The organism is Gordonia sp. LMA484, from assembly GCF_058129505.1.
On record NZ_CM176700.1, the window covers coordinates 4026247 to 4040443 of the forward strand.

Below are 14197 nucleotides of genomic sequence, written 5' to 3' on the forward strand. Positions count from 1 at the left end.
CGTTTTGATCCGGCGACCAAGAAGTGGGAGTGGGTCTGGGTCCAGACGAGCTGACCCCGGCAGCACTCCCGGACGGCACCGCCGCCCTCGGATTCACCGACGGGCGGCGGTGCCGTCTGGTCATGTGGTCGGCTCGGCCAGGCAGTAGCCGATCGGCGTGGGCAGGGCGAAGTAGACCTCGAGTTGGTCACCGGTGCATGAGGGTTGACCGTTGGTGCGTTGCTCGACCTGGAAGATCGCGGTTCCCGCGCCTCTGAGCGCTCCGCAGTCGACCTTCTTGTAGTCCGAGAGACTGGCGGTGGGCAGGCCACCGATCGGGATCTGGTAGCACTCGCCCTGCGTGAGATTGGGGACCAGGCACAGTTGTTCGCCGGTCTTGTCGCCGTCGCGCAGCCAATACAGCCGCGAGTAGTCCTCGGATGGGCAGGGGGTGCCGTTCACCTTCTGGGCCACATAGAAGGTGAACTTGCTGCTCGACGAACAGTCGGTTTTCTTCGCACTGACGTTCTCGTCGCTCTGACTGCCGCTGATCGAGACGCAATCACCGATCGCCACATCCTTGCTGTCGGTGACCACATCACGCATCACGAAAGCCACGACTCCGACGATCGCGATCACCAGGACGACCACGACTCCGATGACCCACCAGAGCCGCTTGCTCGACCGCTTGCCCTGCTGCGGCGGATACGGCGGCTGGCCCGGGTAGGGCTGCCCTGGGTAGGGCTGCCCGCCGACTGGTTGACCCGGGTACGGCTGTCCGCCGGATGGCTGACCCGGGTACGGCTGGCCCGAGGGTGGCTGACCCGGATACGGCTGTCCTGGATACGACTGGCCCGGATACTGCTGGCCCCCGGATGGCTGTCCTGGATACGACTGGCCCGGATACTGCTGGCCCGCGGATGGTTGGCCGGGGCCCGGGTACGGCGCGGCGCCGGATTGCCCGGTGTCGCCGGACGGCGAAGTACCGGGGTACTGCTGAGAGCCGGGGTACTGCTGACCGCCCGGATACTGCTGGGCATTCCCCGGGTATGACGGGGCACCCGGATAGGACTGGGAGCCGGATTCCGGCCCGGTACCCGGATACGACTGGCCTCCCGGCGGCGGCTCTCCCGAGCCGGGGTACTGCGAGCCGGGGTACTGCGAGCCGGGGTACTGCGAGCCGGGGTACTGCGAGCCGGGGTACTGCGAGCCGGGGTACTGCGAGCCCGGATACTGGGCACCACCCGGATACTGCGAGCCACCCGGCTGGGCACCACCGGGATACGCCTGGCCTCCCGGGTACTGTTGCCCACCCGGATACTGGAAACCTCCGGGCTGCTGCGCTGTGTCGCCTGGGTGCTGACCCGCATCGTCGGGCTGCGATGAATCCGAGGGACCGTGATCGTCCGGCCTGTTCGGAGAATCCGGATTCGGTGGTACCGGCGGCGTGGTCATATTCGCAGATGCTACCGCCGCCGATGGCTTGTCGGGCGGTGTCTTCTGCCGGATGACCGACGAATATGTCAGCCTTGAGGCCGTGCGCACCGTATCTCGCCTCCGCCCTTTCGGCACCACGATCTTCGCCGAGATGTCCGCGCTCGCCGTCGAGCATCACGCGGTCAACCTGGGACAAGGGTTCCCCGACACCGACGGTCCGGAATCGATGCTCGAGGCCGCGCAGCGGGCCATCGCCGAAGGACACAACCAGTACCCACCCGGGATCGGCGTGCCCGAGCTGCGGCAGGCGGTGACCCGCCACCAGAGCAATCACTATGGACTCGACTACGACCCCGACACCGAGGTGCTGATCACCGTCGGGGCGACCGAGGCGATCGCCGGTTCGGTGGTCGGACTGGTGGAACCCGGTCGGGAAGTCGTGATGATCGAGCCCTACTACGACTCGTATGCGGCCACCGTCGCGATGGCGGGCGGCATCCGCCGCACCGTGCCACTGATTCCCGATGGCGACGGATTCCGTCTGGACCGGTCGCGTCTGGCCGAGGCGTTCGGCCCGGCCACCGCCCTGATCCTGGTCAACTCGCCGCACAACCCCACCGGAACCGTGTTGTCCGACGACGATCTGGCCGAGATCGCCCGGCTGTGTGTCGAACACGACGTGATCGCAGTGACCGACGAGGTGTACGAGCACCTGTTGTTCGACGGCCGGACACACCGGCCGCTGGCGACATTCCCGGGTATGCGCGACCGTACCCTGCGCATCTCGAGCGCCGCCAAGACGTTCAACTGCACCGGCTGGAAGGTCGGATGGGTCAGCGGTCCGTCCGACCTCGTCGCGGCCGCGCGGTCGGCCAAACAGTTCATGTCCTATGTCGGGTCCGGGCCCTTCCAACCGGCGGTGGCAGGTGCTCTCGACGCCGAGATGGACTGGGTCCGTAACTCGGCTGCCGCGCTGGAGCGCAAGCGTGACCTGCTCTCCGCCGCCCTACGGGATGCGGGGTTCGGCGTGCACCGGAGCGAGGCGAGCTACTTCGTGTGCGCGGATCCGCGCCCACTCGGGTTCGACGACGGCGTCGCATTCTGCCGGGCCCTGCCCGAACGCGTCGGTGTGGCCGCGGTCCCGGTCAGCGCCTTCGTCGACGACGTCGAACCCTGGCGCCACCTGGTCCGCTTCGCGTTCAGCAAACGCGACGACGTGATCGCCGAAGCCGCGCAACGACTTCGGCGATTGCATCACTCCTGACCCGAAGCAGTCGGCGACTTCCCAACGGCTTGAGGCGGCCACACCGACCCCCGGGGAACGAGCGTGCGAGCGTCGCGAAGGGCTGCCCTTCGTGACGCATCCTCGCAAGCTCGGAGGCTCCTCAGGGACCGAGTTTGCGGCGGTTCGCAGGCTCGCAGGCTCCTCACAGCCAGGGACCGAGTTTGCGGCGGTTCGCAAGCTCGCAGGCTCCTCACAGCCAGGGACCGAGTTTGCGGCGGTTCGCAAGCTCGCAGGCTCCTCACAGCCAGGGACCGGGTAGCGGCCGTTCGCAAGCTCGCAGGCTCCTCAGGGACCGGGCGGGGTGGACTGCTGCGCGAGCGGGGACTGTGGGCTCAATTCACGGACCTGTCAGCGCAGTGCCGGCATCACCTCGTTGACGAACAGATCCAGGGTGCCGGTGTCGCGAGCGATGTCGGGGAGGTAGAAGATCCCGTAGGACATGCCGAGGTCGGCCATCGCGGTGAGGTTCGCAACGACCTGTGCCGGCGTTCCCACCGCGGGCATCCCGCGGAAGGCGCCCATCGTGGCCTTGGCGGCCTCCGCGGGGACCGATTGCGCGAGTCGTGCCTCGAGATCGTCGAGCCGCCGTTGCACCTCGTCCTCGGTCTCTGCGATCACGACGTTGTAGTTTGCCGACCGCACTATCGAGTCATAGTCGCGGCCGAGGTCGGCGCAGTGCTCTTGCAGTACCGACGACTTGTGCGCGAAACCCTCCGGGGTGCCGTCGAAGTTCGTGTAGTCGGCGAACTCGGCCGCGATCCGCAGGGTCTTGCGTTCTCCCCCGCCGGCGATCCAGAGTGGGATTCGACCGGCCACCGGCTGCGGCGCGCAGATCGCACCGTCGACGGAATAGTGGGCGCCGTCGAACGTGGCGCGCCCGGACTCCCACGCCTGCTTCATGATCTGCACGCCCTCGTTCAGCCGGGCCAGCCGCTCCCCTGCTGACGGGAATCCGTAACCGTAGGCGCGCCACTCGTGTTCGTACCAACCGCCGCCGATGCCCATCTGCACCCGGCCGCCGGAAATGAGATCCGCAGTGGCCGCCACCTTGGCCAGATACATCGGATTGCGGTAGCTCATCGCCGTACACATCTGCCCGATGTCCACCCGGGAGGTGGTGGCCGCGAACGCCGACACGAGCGTCCACGCCTCGTGCGTGGCCTCGTCGGTCGGTAGCGGAACCGTGTGGAAGTGGTCGTAGACCCAGATCGAGTCCCAGCCGGTGTCCTCGGCCCGTCGAGCCACGGACGACATCACCGACCACTGGTCGGCGGGCGGGATTCCGGTGAGGTCCAGACGCCAACCCTGCGGAATGAAGAGACCGAATCGCATGGGCCCACGCTACCCGTCGAGCGACGCTGCTCGGCCGACTCCGGCACGACTAGGATGAGGTGGTCCGGCCGGTCGTGCCGGCGACAGGTGGAGGAACGAGCACGATGGCCAGGGGCCGCAGCGACCAGGTGGCAACGACACGCCACCTTCTGCTCACCACCGCCGAACGCCTCTTCGCCGAAGAGGGCATCTCGACGGTCTCCAACCGGCATATCAGCGAAGCGGCCGGACAGGGCAACAACTTCGCCGTCGGATACCACTTCGGCGGGCGACTCGAATTGGTGCGTGCCATTCTGGACCACCACAACGCCCTCATCGAACCGCTGCGCCACGAGATGATCCAGGCACTGGGACCCGATCCCGCACTGCGCGACTGGATCGCCTGCCTCGTCCAACCTCAGAACGACTATCTGGGCGCCCTCGGCACGCCGACCTACTTTGCCCGCTTCTGCGCGCAGGTCAGCACGGACCCGGGTTACGGCCCACTGTTCTACGAACAGGCCACCGCATCCGAAGGGCTGATGGCTGTGCTCACCGGCCTCTATTCGTCAGTCCCGCCGCTCCCGGGGCCGATCCTGGACAACCGGGACACCATGGCGCGCAACATGATCGTCCTCACGATCGCCGACTTCGAGCGGGCCGTGGCGACCGGAGAGGCCAATTGTTCGTGGGCCGAGATCAGCGATCAACTGGTCGACGTCCTCGTCGCCCTGTGGCTCGCGCCGGTGACGCGGGAGACTAGATGATCGTGCCGACGTCCTTGGCCACGATGCTGTCGAGAGCACGCTCGGCGACCGCCGCGATCGTCATCGACGGGTTACAGGCTGCGGCATTGCCCGGGATCAACGCGCCGTCGAGCACGTAGAGGCCCCGCTGGCCGTGCACCCGTCCTTCCAGATCGCAGACCGGTCCCATGTTCGCGCCGCCCAGCGCGTGCCACGTCGACGGGAAGACCGCATTGGTGTCGGTGAGCACTCCGCTCGGACCGACGATCGCCGACGCCGTCGGATGTATCGCCTTGGTCTGGATGCGGGCGTCCCCCTCGTGCGGCCACCACAGTTTGGCCTCGCCGGCGCCCGAATCGTAGGTGAAGTGCCCCCGCGCGTCGCTGACCCCGTAGCCGACCATCATCGTGGAGTGCGCATCGACCCCGAACGACGGGATGGACGCCTGGATGACCGTATGGGCCAGTGACGGATTCGACCAGTTCAGGCTGCCGTACACGACCGGACCGCCTTGCACGGCGCCGAATCCACCGGACGGATCGGACCAGACATAGATCCGGTCGGCGTTGGTTCCCCAGCCCGCGCCGAGACCGTCGGGCAGGTCGCTGATGAGTCCACGCGCCGACGCACGCACAAGCAGCTTGGTCGTGTTCAGGCTGCCCGCCGCCATGATCAGGGCGCCGGTCGTGAGGATCTTGCGCTCCAATGTCGTTCCGTCGCTGTCGATGCGGTCGACGTGCACGGTCCATCGCCCGTCCCGGGCGCGCGCGACATCGATGACCTCGTGTTGCGGGCGCACGTCGACGAGCCCGGTACGCTCGGCTGCGGCGAGGTAGGTGACGTCGACGGAATGCTTTCCACCGTTGTTCACCCCCATCGCACCCGACCCGTCGGTGTAGGACGGCTTCATCTTGCCCTCGATCTCGGCGATCGCGTAGTTCCAGTCGATCGGCATCGGGATCTTCGACACGGGCAGACCGGCCGCACGGGCATGGCGCGCAAAGGTTCTCACCGCGCGATACTGCGGCGTGTTGATCAACCGGTCCGGCGCGGTCTCCAACTGGAGCATCCGTGCCACCCGCGGGTAGTGCACGCGGTTCATCGTCGCCCAGTCGAGCCGTTCGGGCAGCTGGGTATTGAAAACGTCTTCGGCCGGCTTGAGCGTCATGCCCTGGTAGACCAGCGACCCGCCGCCGACACCGGCGGCACACAGGGCCGTCATGTTCTCGCCGACGACTGCCTCCACCAACCCGACGTACGGGTCGAAAGCAACAGGGCGACCGAACAACTCGGGCGCCGACCGATACCAGAGCATGCGCTTGTCGGGATTGGTCGGACTCGGGAAGGTCGTGGCGTTCGGGCCGGTTCGCCATCGGCGCCCCCGCTCCAGCACCACCACCGGTACGCCCGCCTCGGCCAGCCGCAGCGCGGTGACACCACCACCGAAACCCGATCCGATCACCACCACCCGGTGATCTTCGCGCGTCACCCGAACTCGTTTGCCCGGTGCCGCATTGGCCAGTCCGGCCCCCATTCTCGGGACGGTTGCGGCGGCCACCCCCGCCGCCGCAACCCCACCGAGAAACGATCGACGTGCAATCACGTCAGTGTCCCCCTCGACATTGTCGTCCTCGTGACCCGCCGCGCTTGCTCGCGGGTCCCGGCCATTGAAACATGTTTCAGTCGTTTGACTCAATAGCAGGGGCGAATTGTCCGGTTCAGGCGCGCCGGCCAGACGACGGGCAGTCAGCGACGCAGCGCGATCCGCAGCACGGCGCCACTCTCGGTGCCCGCGACGAGCTCATCGGGGCGGTTTGGTCGCATCGCAACCGACGTCACCGGCTGACCCACCGCGGACGAACACACCGAGCCGGTGGGCACGTTCACGATCGCGATCGTGCCGGTCGTCGACGTGACGGCCAGGGTCCGGTGGTCGAGTACGGCCAGGTCGTCGAGCAGCCCCGGAAGCGGCGACGTCACGTCCGCCGCGACCGAGGCCGCGGACGGATCGGCGATGGGAACGCGCAGAACACGGCCGGTGGCACTCACGGTGAGCGTGACGTACAGGTTGCCGTCCAGCGCGACGATGCCGTTCGTACCCGTGCCGTTCACCACAGCCGAGGGCGCGAGGTTGTGGGGCGCCGAGCGCGACCATTCGTCGTCGATCGTCCCGTCGCGATCGACGCGCAGAACACCGAGCCTGCCGTCGGCCACGTAGAGCCGTCCGGCATCGTCGAAGGTCATGCCGTTGGGCATGCCCAATCCTGCCGCGAACACGCTCGGCCGCGGATGCTGTGCGTCCGTGGGCATCCGAAGTATCCGCCCCGTGCGGGGAGCGCCGGGAAGCATGTTGACCGCAGTGTCGCCCGAGGCGACATAGAGCATGCCGTCGGGTCCGGGCCGAATCGAACCCGGGGCGACGACGTGCACTCGGGCGGTGCGGCGGCCGGCGCGATCGAACCGTTCGACGATGCTGTCGAACGATCGTGACACCCAGAGGTTGCCCCCGGCGTCGAAGGTCACATTCTCCGACCAACCGGTGGTGCCGGGAGTCGGCGCCAGGGTTCTCACCGACACCTGCGGGCACCCCTGCGCCGATACCGGACCGGCCCCTACCGCCGAGGCCACCGCGGCGGTGAGGGCCACCACCGACATCGCGATCCCACGGGTTCCCCTGTGCCGCCGTGCAGATGCCATCGATTCCCTCCCTGGCCGAACGTCCGAGCAGGTCGAACGCTATCCGATCGTGCGTACGCCGTACAGCCTCCTCATCGAAAGTAAAAAGCAGTCTGGACTGTTTCTTCTTTCCCGGCTACGCTCACGCCATGACCGACGATCCCGGCGAAGGGCCGCGCACACAGGCCCAGCGCACGGCCGCCACGCAGGCGAGAGTGTTGGACGCAACGATCGACGCACTCGTCGAACTCGGTTACGCGCGGACGACGACGCAGGAGGTGAACCGTCGGGCGGGGGTATCGCGCGGGGCCCTGCTGCACCACTTTCCCACTCGTGAATCGCTGGTGGTGGCGGCCGTCGGGCACCTCGTCGAACAGCGGATGAGCGAGATCCTCACCCGGCCACGAACCGGAGACGAGGACATCTCGGTGATCTTCGAGGCGTTCGGCGGACGCCTGTTCGATGCCGCCCTCGAATTGTGGGTGGCCGCGCGCACCGACCCGACCCTGCGGGCGGCGATGATTCCGCTGGAACAGAAGGTATCCGACGCGCTGATCACCGGCAGCACCGAACTGTTCGGCACTCGATACACCCCCGAACAGATCCTTTTGACGGTCGAACTGGCACGCGGTCTCGCGGTGTCGCGCATCCTGCGCAGCCCCGAGACCGACGACGCTCTCATGACACGGCTGCTCACCAGTTGGAAAGGCTTGCTGACGAACGATGAGTGAGAACACCACGAATCTCCCCGCTCGTGTCGACATCCTCGTCGTCGGCGTCGGTTTCGGCGGTCTGGCAGCGCTGCACCGCCTGCGCGACGACCATCCCGATCTCCGCATCGTGGCGATCGAGCGCGCATCCGGAGCCGGCGGGGTATGGCGGGACAACGACTACCCGGGCGCGGCATGTGATGTGCCGACGTCGCTGTACTCCCTGTCGTTTGCACCCAACCCCGACTGGTCACACAGTTACGGCCGCCGGCACGAGATCCGCGACTATCTCGTGAAGGTCGCCGGTGACCATGCGGCCCATATCCACTACGACTGCGCGTTGATCGATGCCGAATGGGATGCAACGCAATCCGACTGGGTCGTCGTCACCCAACAGGGCACCGTCCGGTGCCGATTTCTGGTGACGGCACCGGGAGCGCTCTCCGAACCCGGCACCCCGGACCTGCCGGGCTCGGCCGACTTCGGCGGCACGGTCTTCCACAGCGCGCACTGGGACCACGGCCACGACCTCACAGGTCGGCGGGTCGCCGTGGTCGGCAGCGGCGCGTCGTCGGTGCAGATCGTTCCCGAGATCGTCGACGACGTCGAACATCTGACCCTCTTCCAGCGCACCCCCGCGTGGGTGGTGCCACGGCTGGACCGTCGTATCAGTCGCGCCGAGAAAAGCATCTACCGCCGCTTCCCGGCGGTACACCGGCTGATGCGGCGCGTTGTGTACCACTACCGCGAGCTCTATGTGATCCTCATGGCACGTCGGCCTCAGCTGCTGCCCATCGCCACCGCGATCGCCAAGGCGCAGTTACGCATCCAGGTTCGCAACCGCACGCTGCGCCGACGGCTCACCCCCGACTACACGATCGGCTGCAAACGCATGCTGCTGACCAACAAGTGGTTCCCGGCCCTGCAGCGCCCCAATGTCATGGTGACCGGCGCGATCACCGCGCTCGACGAGAAGGGCGCGGTCGATGCCGACGGCCGGATCCACCCCGTGGACACAGTGATTCTCGCGACCGGGTTCACCCCTACCGAACCTCCCATCGCGAAACACATTCGCGGGCGTGGCGGGATCTCGCTCGCCGACTGCTGGGCGGGTTCACCGAACGCGTATCGCGGCGTGTCCGTCCACGGTTTCCCCAACCTGTTCCTCCTCTACGGACCCAACACCAATCTCGGCCACAGCTCCATCGTGCTCATGCTGGAACCGCAGGCGCACTACGCGAGCACGACGATTCGCCATCTGCGCGATCACGGATACGACACCGTGGAGGTCAGCGCCGCTGCGCAGGACCGCTACAACGCCGACCTCGACGACGAATTGCGCGGCACCGTCTGGAACACCGGCGGTTGCGCGAGCTGGTACTTCGACTCATCTGGACGCAATTCGGTCATGTGGCCGACCTTCACCCGGACGTATCGGCGCATGATGTCGGTCTTCGACGCCGACGACCATATCCTCGATCGCACGCAAGAAACCTGGAGTGACCATGTGGAGTGTCGCCGAATCCGGTACTGATCGCGCCGACTGGCCGGTCAGTCCGCCCGCACCCTGGCCCGCGACGGTCCGGGCCTGTCTGTGGTGGCACCGCAGCACACCGGATGCCGAGGCTCTCACGATCGGAGACCGGCCGACGCTGCCGATGACGGTCGGCATGATGGTCGACTACCTGGAGTCTCCGGTCGGCCCTTACCGCGAGGTCCTCGCCAGTCCCGTCCTGCTCGCGCCGTCACGCCGCTTCGGCGCGCTGCCGCGGCTGCAGGTGCCGTTCATCGCGGTCGACTCCGAACGATCGGTCCATGGTGGGCGTTGCCATTGGCTGCTGCCGAAGGTGCTCGCGAAATTCACCGGCGATGTCACCCGCGGCAGCGCCGTCGCAGGTGACAACTGGTCGGTGACCGCCGACGTCCGACCCGCTCGGCTGTCACCTCCGCTCCCGCTCTCCGGCGCGCTCGGTTTCGCCCAGCCGATCAGCCGCCCAGGCGGAGCCGAGCACTTCCTCTGCGGGACAGCACGACTCGTCGGCGCCTTCCGGCCCGCGCGGGTCACGGTGAACTGTGACGGCCCGACGTTACCGGGCTGGCTCACGCCCGGGGACCACGCCGGGATCGTGATCACGCGGGGCCGGATGACGACCGGCCGAGGGCGGCGGCGTTGACACCGCCTGTCACCTCGGCGGTGCTCCGCGATCAGAAGTACTGGGCGCCACCGTCGACCGAGATGTGTTCGGCCGTGATGAACTTCGACTCGTCGGACGCCAGGAACGCCACCACGTTCGAGATCTCCTCGGCCTCGGCGACGAACTGGTTGAGGAACGTCATGCCCATGCCCGCGAGCCGCGGATTCGCCGCGTTCGTCTGTTCGATCCGCTCGACCATCTGACCCGAACCCATCGGCGTGGCCACGGCACCCGGATGCACGCTGTTCACCCGGATGTTGTGGTTGCCCAGCTCCGCGGCGAACGCGCGCGTCATACCGACCATCGCATGCTTGCTGGTGGTGTAGTGAACCATGAACGGCTGCAGCTTCTTACCGGCCAGCGAGCTGATCAGCACGACCGATCCCCCACCACGTTCGATCAGGTGATGCGCGGTCGCGGTGACCGTGTTCCAGGCGCCGATCACGTTGATGTCGATGGTGTCGCGGAAGCTGGTCGGGGTGACCTCGTCCCAGGTCTCCGGAATGCAGATGCCTGCGTTCGCGACCACCACATCGATCCCACCGAATCGTGAGACACCCTCGTCGACAGCAGATTTCAGCGCATCGAGATCACGGACGTCGCACCGCTGGAGGTACGCCTTGGGGCCCTGCTCCTCGATCAGCCTGCGGGTCTCGTCGAGATCGGCCGGCGTGGCGGAGTCGTACGGCACCCCGGGTAACGGCCCGGCGAGATCCACACCGACGATCTGTGCTCCCTCACCGGCGAGCCGAACAGCGTGCGCGCGCCCCTGTCCGCGCGCTACGCCCGTGATGAAGGCAACCTTGTTGTCGAGACGCCCCATGGCGGAGTTCCTTTCGATTCACAGTGGTAGTCCCTGCTCGAGCAGATCGATCGCTTGGAGCAGGGTGGTCAACAGATCGTCGCCCGCGAGGTCAGTCTCGGACTGGGCGAAGTGGAACATCACTCCTCCGGCCGCGGCGATGAACACCCGCAGCCGCAGATCGTCGACGTCTCTGCCGATGTAGTCGGCGAAGAAATCGGTGGCCTCCGAGATCGCTCGATCCGACTCGATCTGATACGCGGTGCGCAGCACCGGTTCCGATCGGATGAGCCGCGCCCGTTGGGGGCTGCTGGCCCACTCGTCCGCGGAGCCGACCGCATACAGTTCGGTGAGCAGCCGCCGGAGCAGGTCAAAGTGCCCGAGCCCGGGCTGGATCGATGCGATCGCCTCTTTGCGAACCTCGTCGAGGTCGTCGGAGATGACCACCTGTTCCTTGGAGGAGAAGTACCGGAAGAAGGTGGTGTGGGAGACCTCGGCCTCGCGCGCGATCTGCTCGACGGTGGTCTGCGCATAGCCCTCATCGGCGAACAGCCTCATCGCCGCGTCGCGGATCGCCTTGCGGGTACGCATCTTGTTCTTCTCCCGCAAACCGATGCGACGCCCCGGGCAGGCGCCCGGAAACGTCGTCGGTGTGGCCACGGTTTCGACCTCCTCGGATCAGGTCGCCGACGCGACCGGTTCTCGCGACCCCGACCCACCCTCGGTGGGCTCCAATCCGCGGTCACGGACTGCGCCCCCCTCGATGTCGAAGTCCAGCACGAGTCGATCCAACCACTTCGGCAGACCCCAGGCGCGGTCACCCAGCAAAGCGATGATCCCGGGCACCACCATCATCCGGATGATGAAGGCGTCGAACGCGACCGCGACCGCCAGGGCGAATCCGATCATCTTCGAGGTCGTGTCCGGCGCGAGCATGAACGCGGCGAACACACTGATCATGATGATCGCGGCAGAGGTCACCACGCGGGCACCATGCCGGTAACCGGCGATGATCGCATCCTTCGCCGACATCCCGTGGATGTATTCCTCCCGCATACGGGTCACGAGGAACACCTGATAATCCATCGCGAGACCGAACACGACGCCGATCAGGAAGATCGGCAGGAACGACAGGATGGGCTGGGTGTTGTCGATCAGCCCGAGTGCGCCCTCCTGGAAGATCGCCACCGTGACACCGAACGTCGCGAGCACCGAGAAGATGAAGCCCAAGGTGCCGATCAGCGGCACCCAGATCGATCGGAACACGCCGATCATGATCAGGAATGCGAGGCCGACGACGACCACCAGATACGGGATCAGTGCCTTGTCGAGCTTGGACGACAGATCCGACATGATCGCCGTCTGCCCACCGACGTGTAGTTCCACACCCGCGGCCTCGGCCGTCGGTGCATAGGAACGGATCTGCTCCATGAGGTCATGCGTCGCCGTATCCGACGGTGCGCTCCGTGGGGTGACCGAGATCAGGGCGGTGTTCGCGCCCACCTGCGGCTGCTGCGCTCCATTGCCGACCCAGGTCAGCGAATTGGCGTTGGCGACGTCGTCGAGACCGGCGATGTGATCGACGGCCTGCTGCGCAGCCGCCGAGACGTCCCCGTTCTCGGTGTGCAGCACCACGAGCAGCGGTCCGTTGATGCCCTCGCCGAAGCCGCGCTGCAGCAGGGTCTGCGCCTGTGCCTCGTCATCGGTGGCCAGCGACATGCCCAGCTCGAGCTTCGACATCGGGATGGCGGCCAACACCAGCACCGCGAGTCCGGCCACGATGAACGGCACCGGCCGCTTGACCACGGTGCGCCCGAACTTCACACCGACGGTGTCGGCGGTGTCGGATTCCTCGGCGTGCTTGATCCACGGGATGCGCGGGCTGAAGGCGAACCGCCCGACCGCCCCGAGCAGGGCGGGGATGAGGGTCAATGCCGCGAGCACGGCGACCGCGACGGCAACCGCCGCACCCATGCCCATCTGGGTGATCAGAGGGATGCCGATGACCATCAGGGCCACGACGGCGATGATCACCGTGAGCCCGGCGAAGACCACTGCCGAACCGGCCGTACCGACCGCCCGGCCGGCCGCGTCTGCCCGACTGCCCCCACGTTTGGTCTCACTGCGATACCGCGACACGATGAACAGCGCGTAGTCGATCGACACCGCGATCCCCAGCATCGTGACGATGCCGGTGGCGGTCTCGTTGATGCTCAGGAACTCGGCGGAGAGTGTCAGCAGCATGATCGTGATCATCACGCCGAGAAGTCCGGTCACGAGCGGGATGAAGGCGGCCACCAGCGCGCCGAACGCGACGATCATCACCACGAATGCGACCGCGAAGCCGATCAACTCGGCCTTGCCGCCGGCCTCCTGGACCTGCATGAGTGAGCCTGTCGCCTCCACCTGGAGTCCGCCACCGCGATGGTCGGCGAGCAGGTCCTGCAACTGCTGTTTCTGATCGACGGTCAGATCCATGATGTCGATGTTCTGCCGGATCTGGATGAGGCCGACCTTGCCCTCGTCGCCGATCACCGACGCGGCCAGCTCGGGTTTGGCGGCGGCCACCGTGAGCGGATTGACCACCGTGGCGGGATCGGTGAGCTCGGGCAGCGCATGCAGGTCGGCGACCAGCGCATCGATCTGCGGTTTGTCTGCCGCGAGACCGTCATCGGCAGCGACCAGAACACTGGTCGAGGCCTGCTTCTGCTGCTCCATGACCTGGGGGAAGTAGTCCTGGATCTGTGAGGTCGCCGTACCCGAGTCCGTGCCGGGGAGGCTGAAGTCCTTCGCGAACTTGGGGTTGAGCGCCCCGACGAGACCGGCGATGGCGACGGCAGCCAGCAGCCACGTCGCGATCACCCACCACTTGTGCCGGAAGGAGAACCTTCCGACCCGGAACAAGAACGACGCCATGGCCTCCCCTTCGGGTTCGGTGTCGAGTCAGACGACGCAACAACAGAAAGTGTTAGTGACTACCACTTGTTACTGGATAACAACTATTCCGACGGAGTGCCACTTCCGACCGGCCGGTTGTGGCGAAGAACTCCGGGGGC

The 14197-nt window shown here is 66.7% G+C and carries 12 protein-coding genes; 5 read left to right on the forward strand and 7 right to left on the reverse strand.

The genetic code is table 11. The features are described from left to right. Nucleotides 1-120: 120 nt before the first annotated feature. A complete protein-coding gene (locus tag AC4AMJ_RS17790; RefSeq protein ID WP_489913653.1) occupies nucleotides 121-1434 on the reverse strand; it encodes an LppU/SCO3897 family protein in 1314 nt (437 codons plus the stop codon). Nucleotides 1435-1516: 82 nt separating this feature from the next. Here AC4AMJ_RS17790 and AC4AMJ_RS17795 point away from each other — a divergent pair, with 82 nt between their 5' ends. Further along, nucleotides 1517-2680, forward strand: coding sequence for a pyridoxal phosphate-dependent aminotransferase (locus AC4AMJ_RS17795; RefSeq protein ID WP_489899705.1), 1164 nt, complete (start codon nucleotides 1517-1519; stop codon nucleotides 2678-2680). Between the two features lie 369 nt (nucleotides 2681-3049). Here the strand turns inward: AC4AMJ_RS17795 and AC4AMJ_RS17800 are convergent, their stop codons facing one another. Then, complete coding sequence (locus tag AC4AMJ_RS17800) at nucleotides 3050-4033, reverse strand: LLM class F420-dependent oxidoreductase (protein WP_489913655.1); 984 nt, start codon at nucleotides 4031-4033, stop codon at nucleotides 3050-3052. A 104-nt stretch (nucleotides 4034-4137) separates the two neighbouring features. On the opposite strand from AC4AMJ_RS17800, the gene AC4AMJ_RS17805 reads away from it, so the two are divergent. Next, complete coding sequence (locus AC4AMJ_RS17805) at nucleotides 4138-4779, forward strand: TetR/AcrR family transcriptional regulator (protein ID WP_489913657.1); 642 nt, start codon at nucleotides 4138-4140, stop codon at nucleotides 4777-4779. Here the strand turns inward: AC4AMJ_RS17805 and AC4AMJ_RS17810 are convergent. Together AC4AMJ_RS17810 and AC4AMJ_RS17815 are read right to left on the reverse strand one after the other, a co-directional pair. Further along, nucleotides 4772-6361, reverse strand: a complete 1590-nt coding sequence (locus AC4AMJ_RS17810) for a GMC oxidoreductase (protein ID WP_489899702.1) — start codon at nucleotides 6359-6361, stop codon at nucleotides 4772-4774. The two genes, AC4AMJ_RS17805 and AC4AMJ_RS17810, sit on opposite strands and share 8 nt — an antisense overlap. Before the next feature lie 143 nt (nucleotides 6362-6504). After that, complete coding sequence (locus AC4AMJ_RS17815; protein ID WP_489913659.1) at nucleotides 6505-7455, reverse strand: SMP-30/gluconolactonase/LRE family protein; 951 nt, start codon at nucleotides 7453-7455, stop codon at nucleotides 6505-6507. A 128-nt stretch (nucleotides 7456-7583) separates the two neighbouring features. Between AC4AMJ_RS17815 and AC4AMJ_RS17820 the strand changes: the two genes are divergently transcribed. From AC4AMJ_RS17820 to AC4AMJ_RS17830, 3 genes are read left to right on the forward strand one after another with little or no spacing between them, the layout of a single operon-like run. Continuing rightward, nucleotides 7584-8165 carry a TetR/AcrR family transcriptional regulator gene (locus tag AC4AMJ_RS17820; protein ID WP_489899699.1) on the forward strand — a complete coding sequence of 194 codons (582 nt, stop codon included), beginning with the start codon at nucleotides 7584-7586 and terminating at the stop codon, nucleotides 8163-8165. Further along, a complete protein-coding gene (locus tag AC4AMJ_RS17825; RefSeq protein ID WP_489913661.1) occupies nucleotides 8158-9678 on the forward strand; it encodes a flavin-containing monooxygenase in 1521 nt (506 codons plus the stop codon). Before AC4AMJ_RS17820 ends, AC4AMJ_RS17825 begins: the two co-directional genes overlap by 8 nt. After that, a complete protein-coding gene (locus tag AC4AMJ_RS17830; protein WP_489918460.1) occupies nucleotides 9650-10318 on the forward strand; it encodes an acetoacetate decarboxylase family protein in 669 nt (222 codons plus the stop codon). The genes AC4AMJ_RS17825 and AC4AMJ_RS17830 overlap by 29 nt, the downstream gene beginning before the upstream one ends. A gap of 31 nt (nucleotides 10319-10349) precedes the next feature. Here the strand turns inward: AC4AMJ_RS17830 and AC4AMJ_RS17835 are convergent, their stop codons facing one another. From AC4AMJ_RS17835 to AC4AMJ_RS17845, 3 genes are read right to left on the reverse strand one after another with little or no spacing between them, the layout of a single operon-like run. After that, the gene (locus tag AC4AMJ_RS17835; RefSeq protein ID WP_489913663.1) at nucleotides 10350-11162 is read right to left on the reverse strand and encodes a mycofactocin-coupled SDR family oxidoreductase; all 813 of its coding nucleotides are present in this window, start codon (nucleotides 11160-11162) and stop codon (nucleotides 10350-10352) included. Nucleotides 11163-11180: 18 nt separating this feature from the next. After that, nucleotides 11181-11801: a TetR family transcriptional regulator gene (locus AC4AMJ_RS17840; RefSeq protein ID WP_489913665.1), complete on the reverse strand. Its 621-nt coding sequence runs from the start codon at nucleotides 11799-11801 to the stop codon at nucleotides 11181-11183. Nucleotides 11802-11819: 18 nt separating this feature from the next. Next, entirely contained in the window at nucleotides 11820-14057 is a 2238-nt protein-coding gene (locus tag AC4AMJ_RS17845; RefSeq protein ID WP_489913667.1) for an MMPL family transporter, read from the reverse strand. Nucleotides 14058-14197 lie beyond the last annotated feature (140 nt).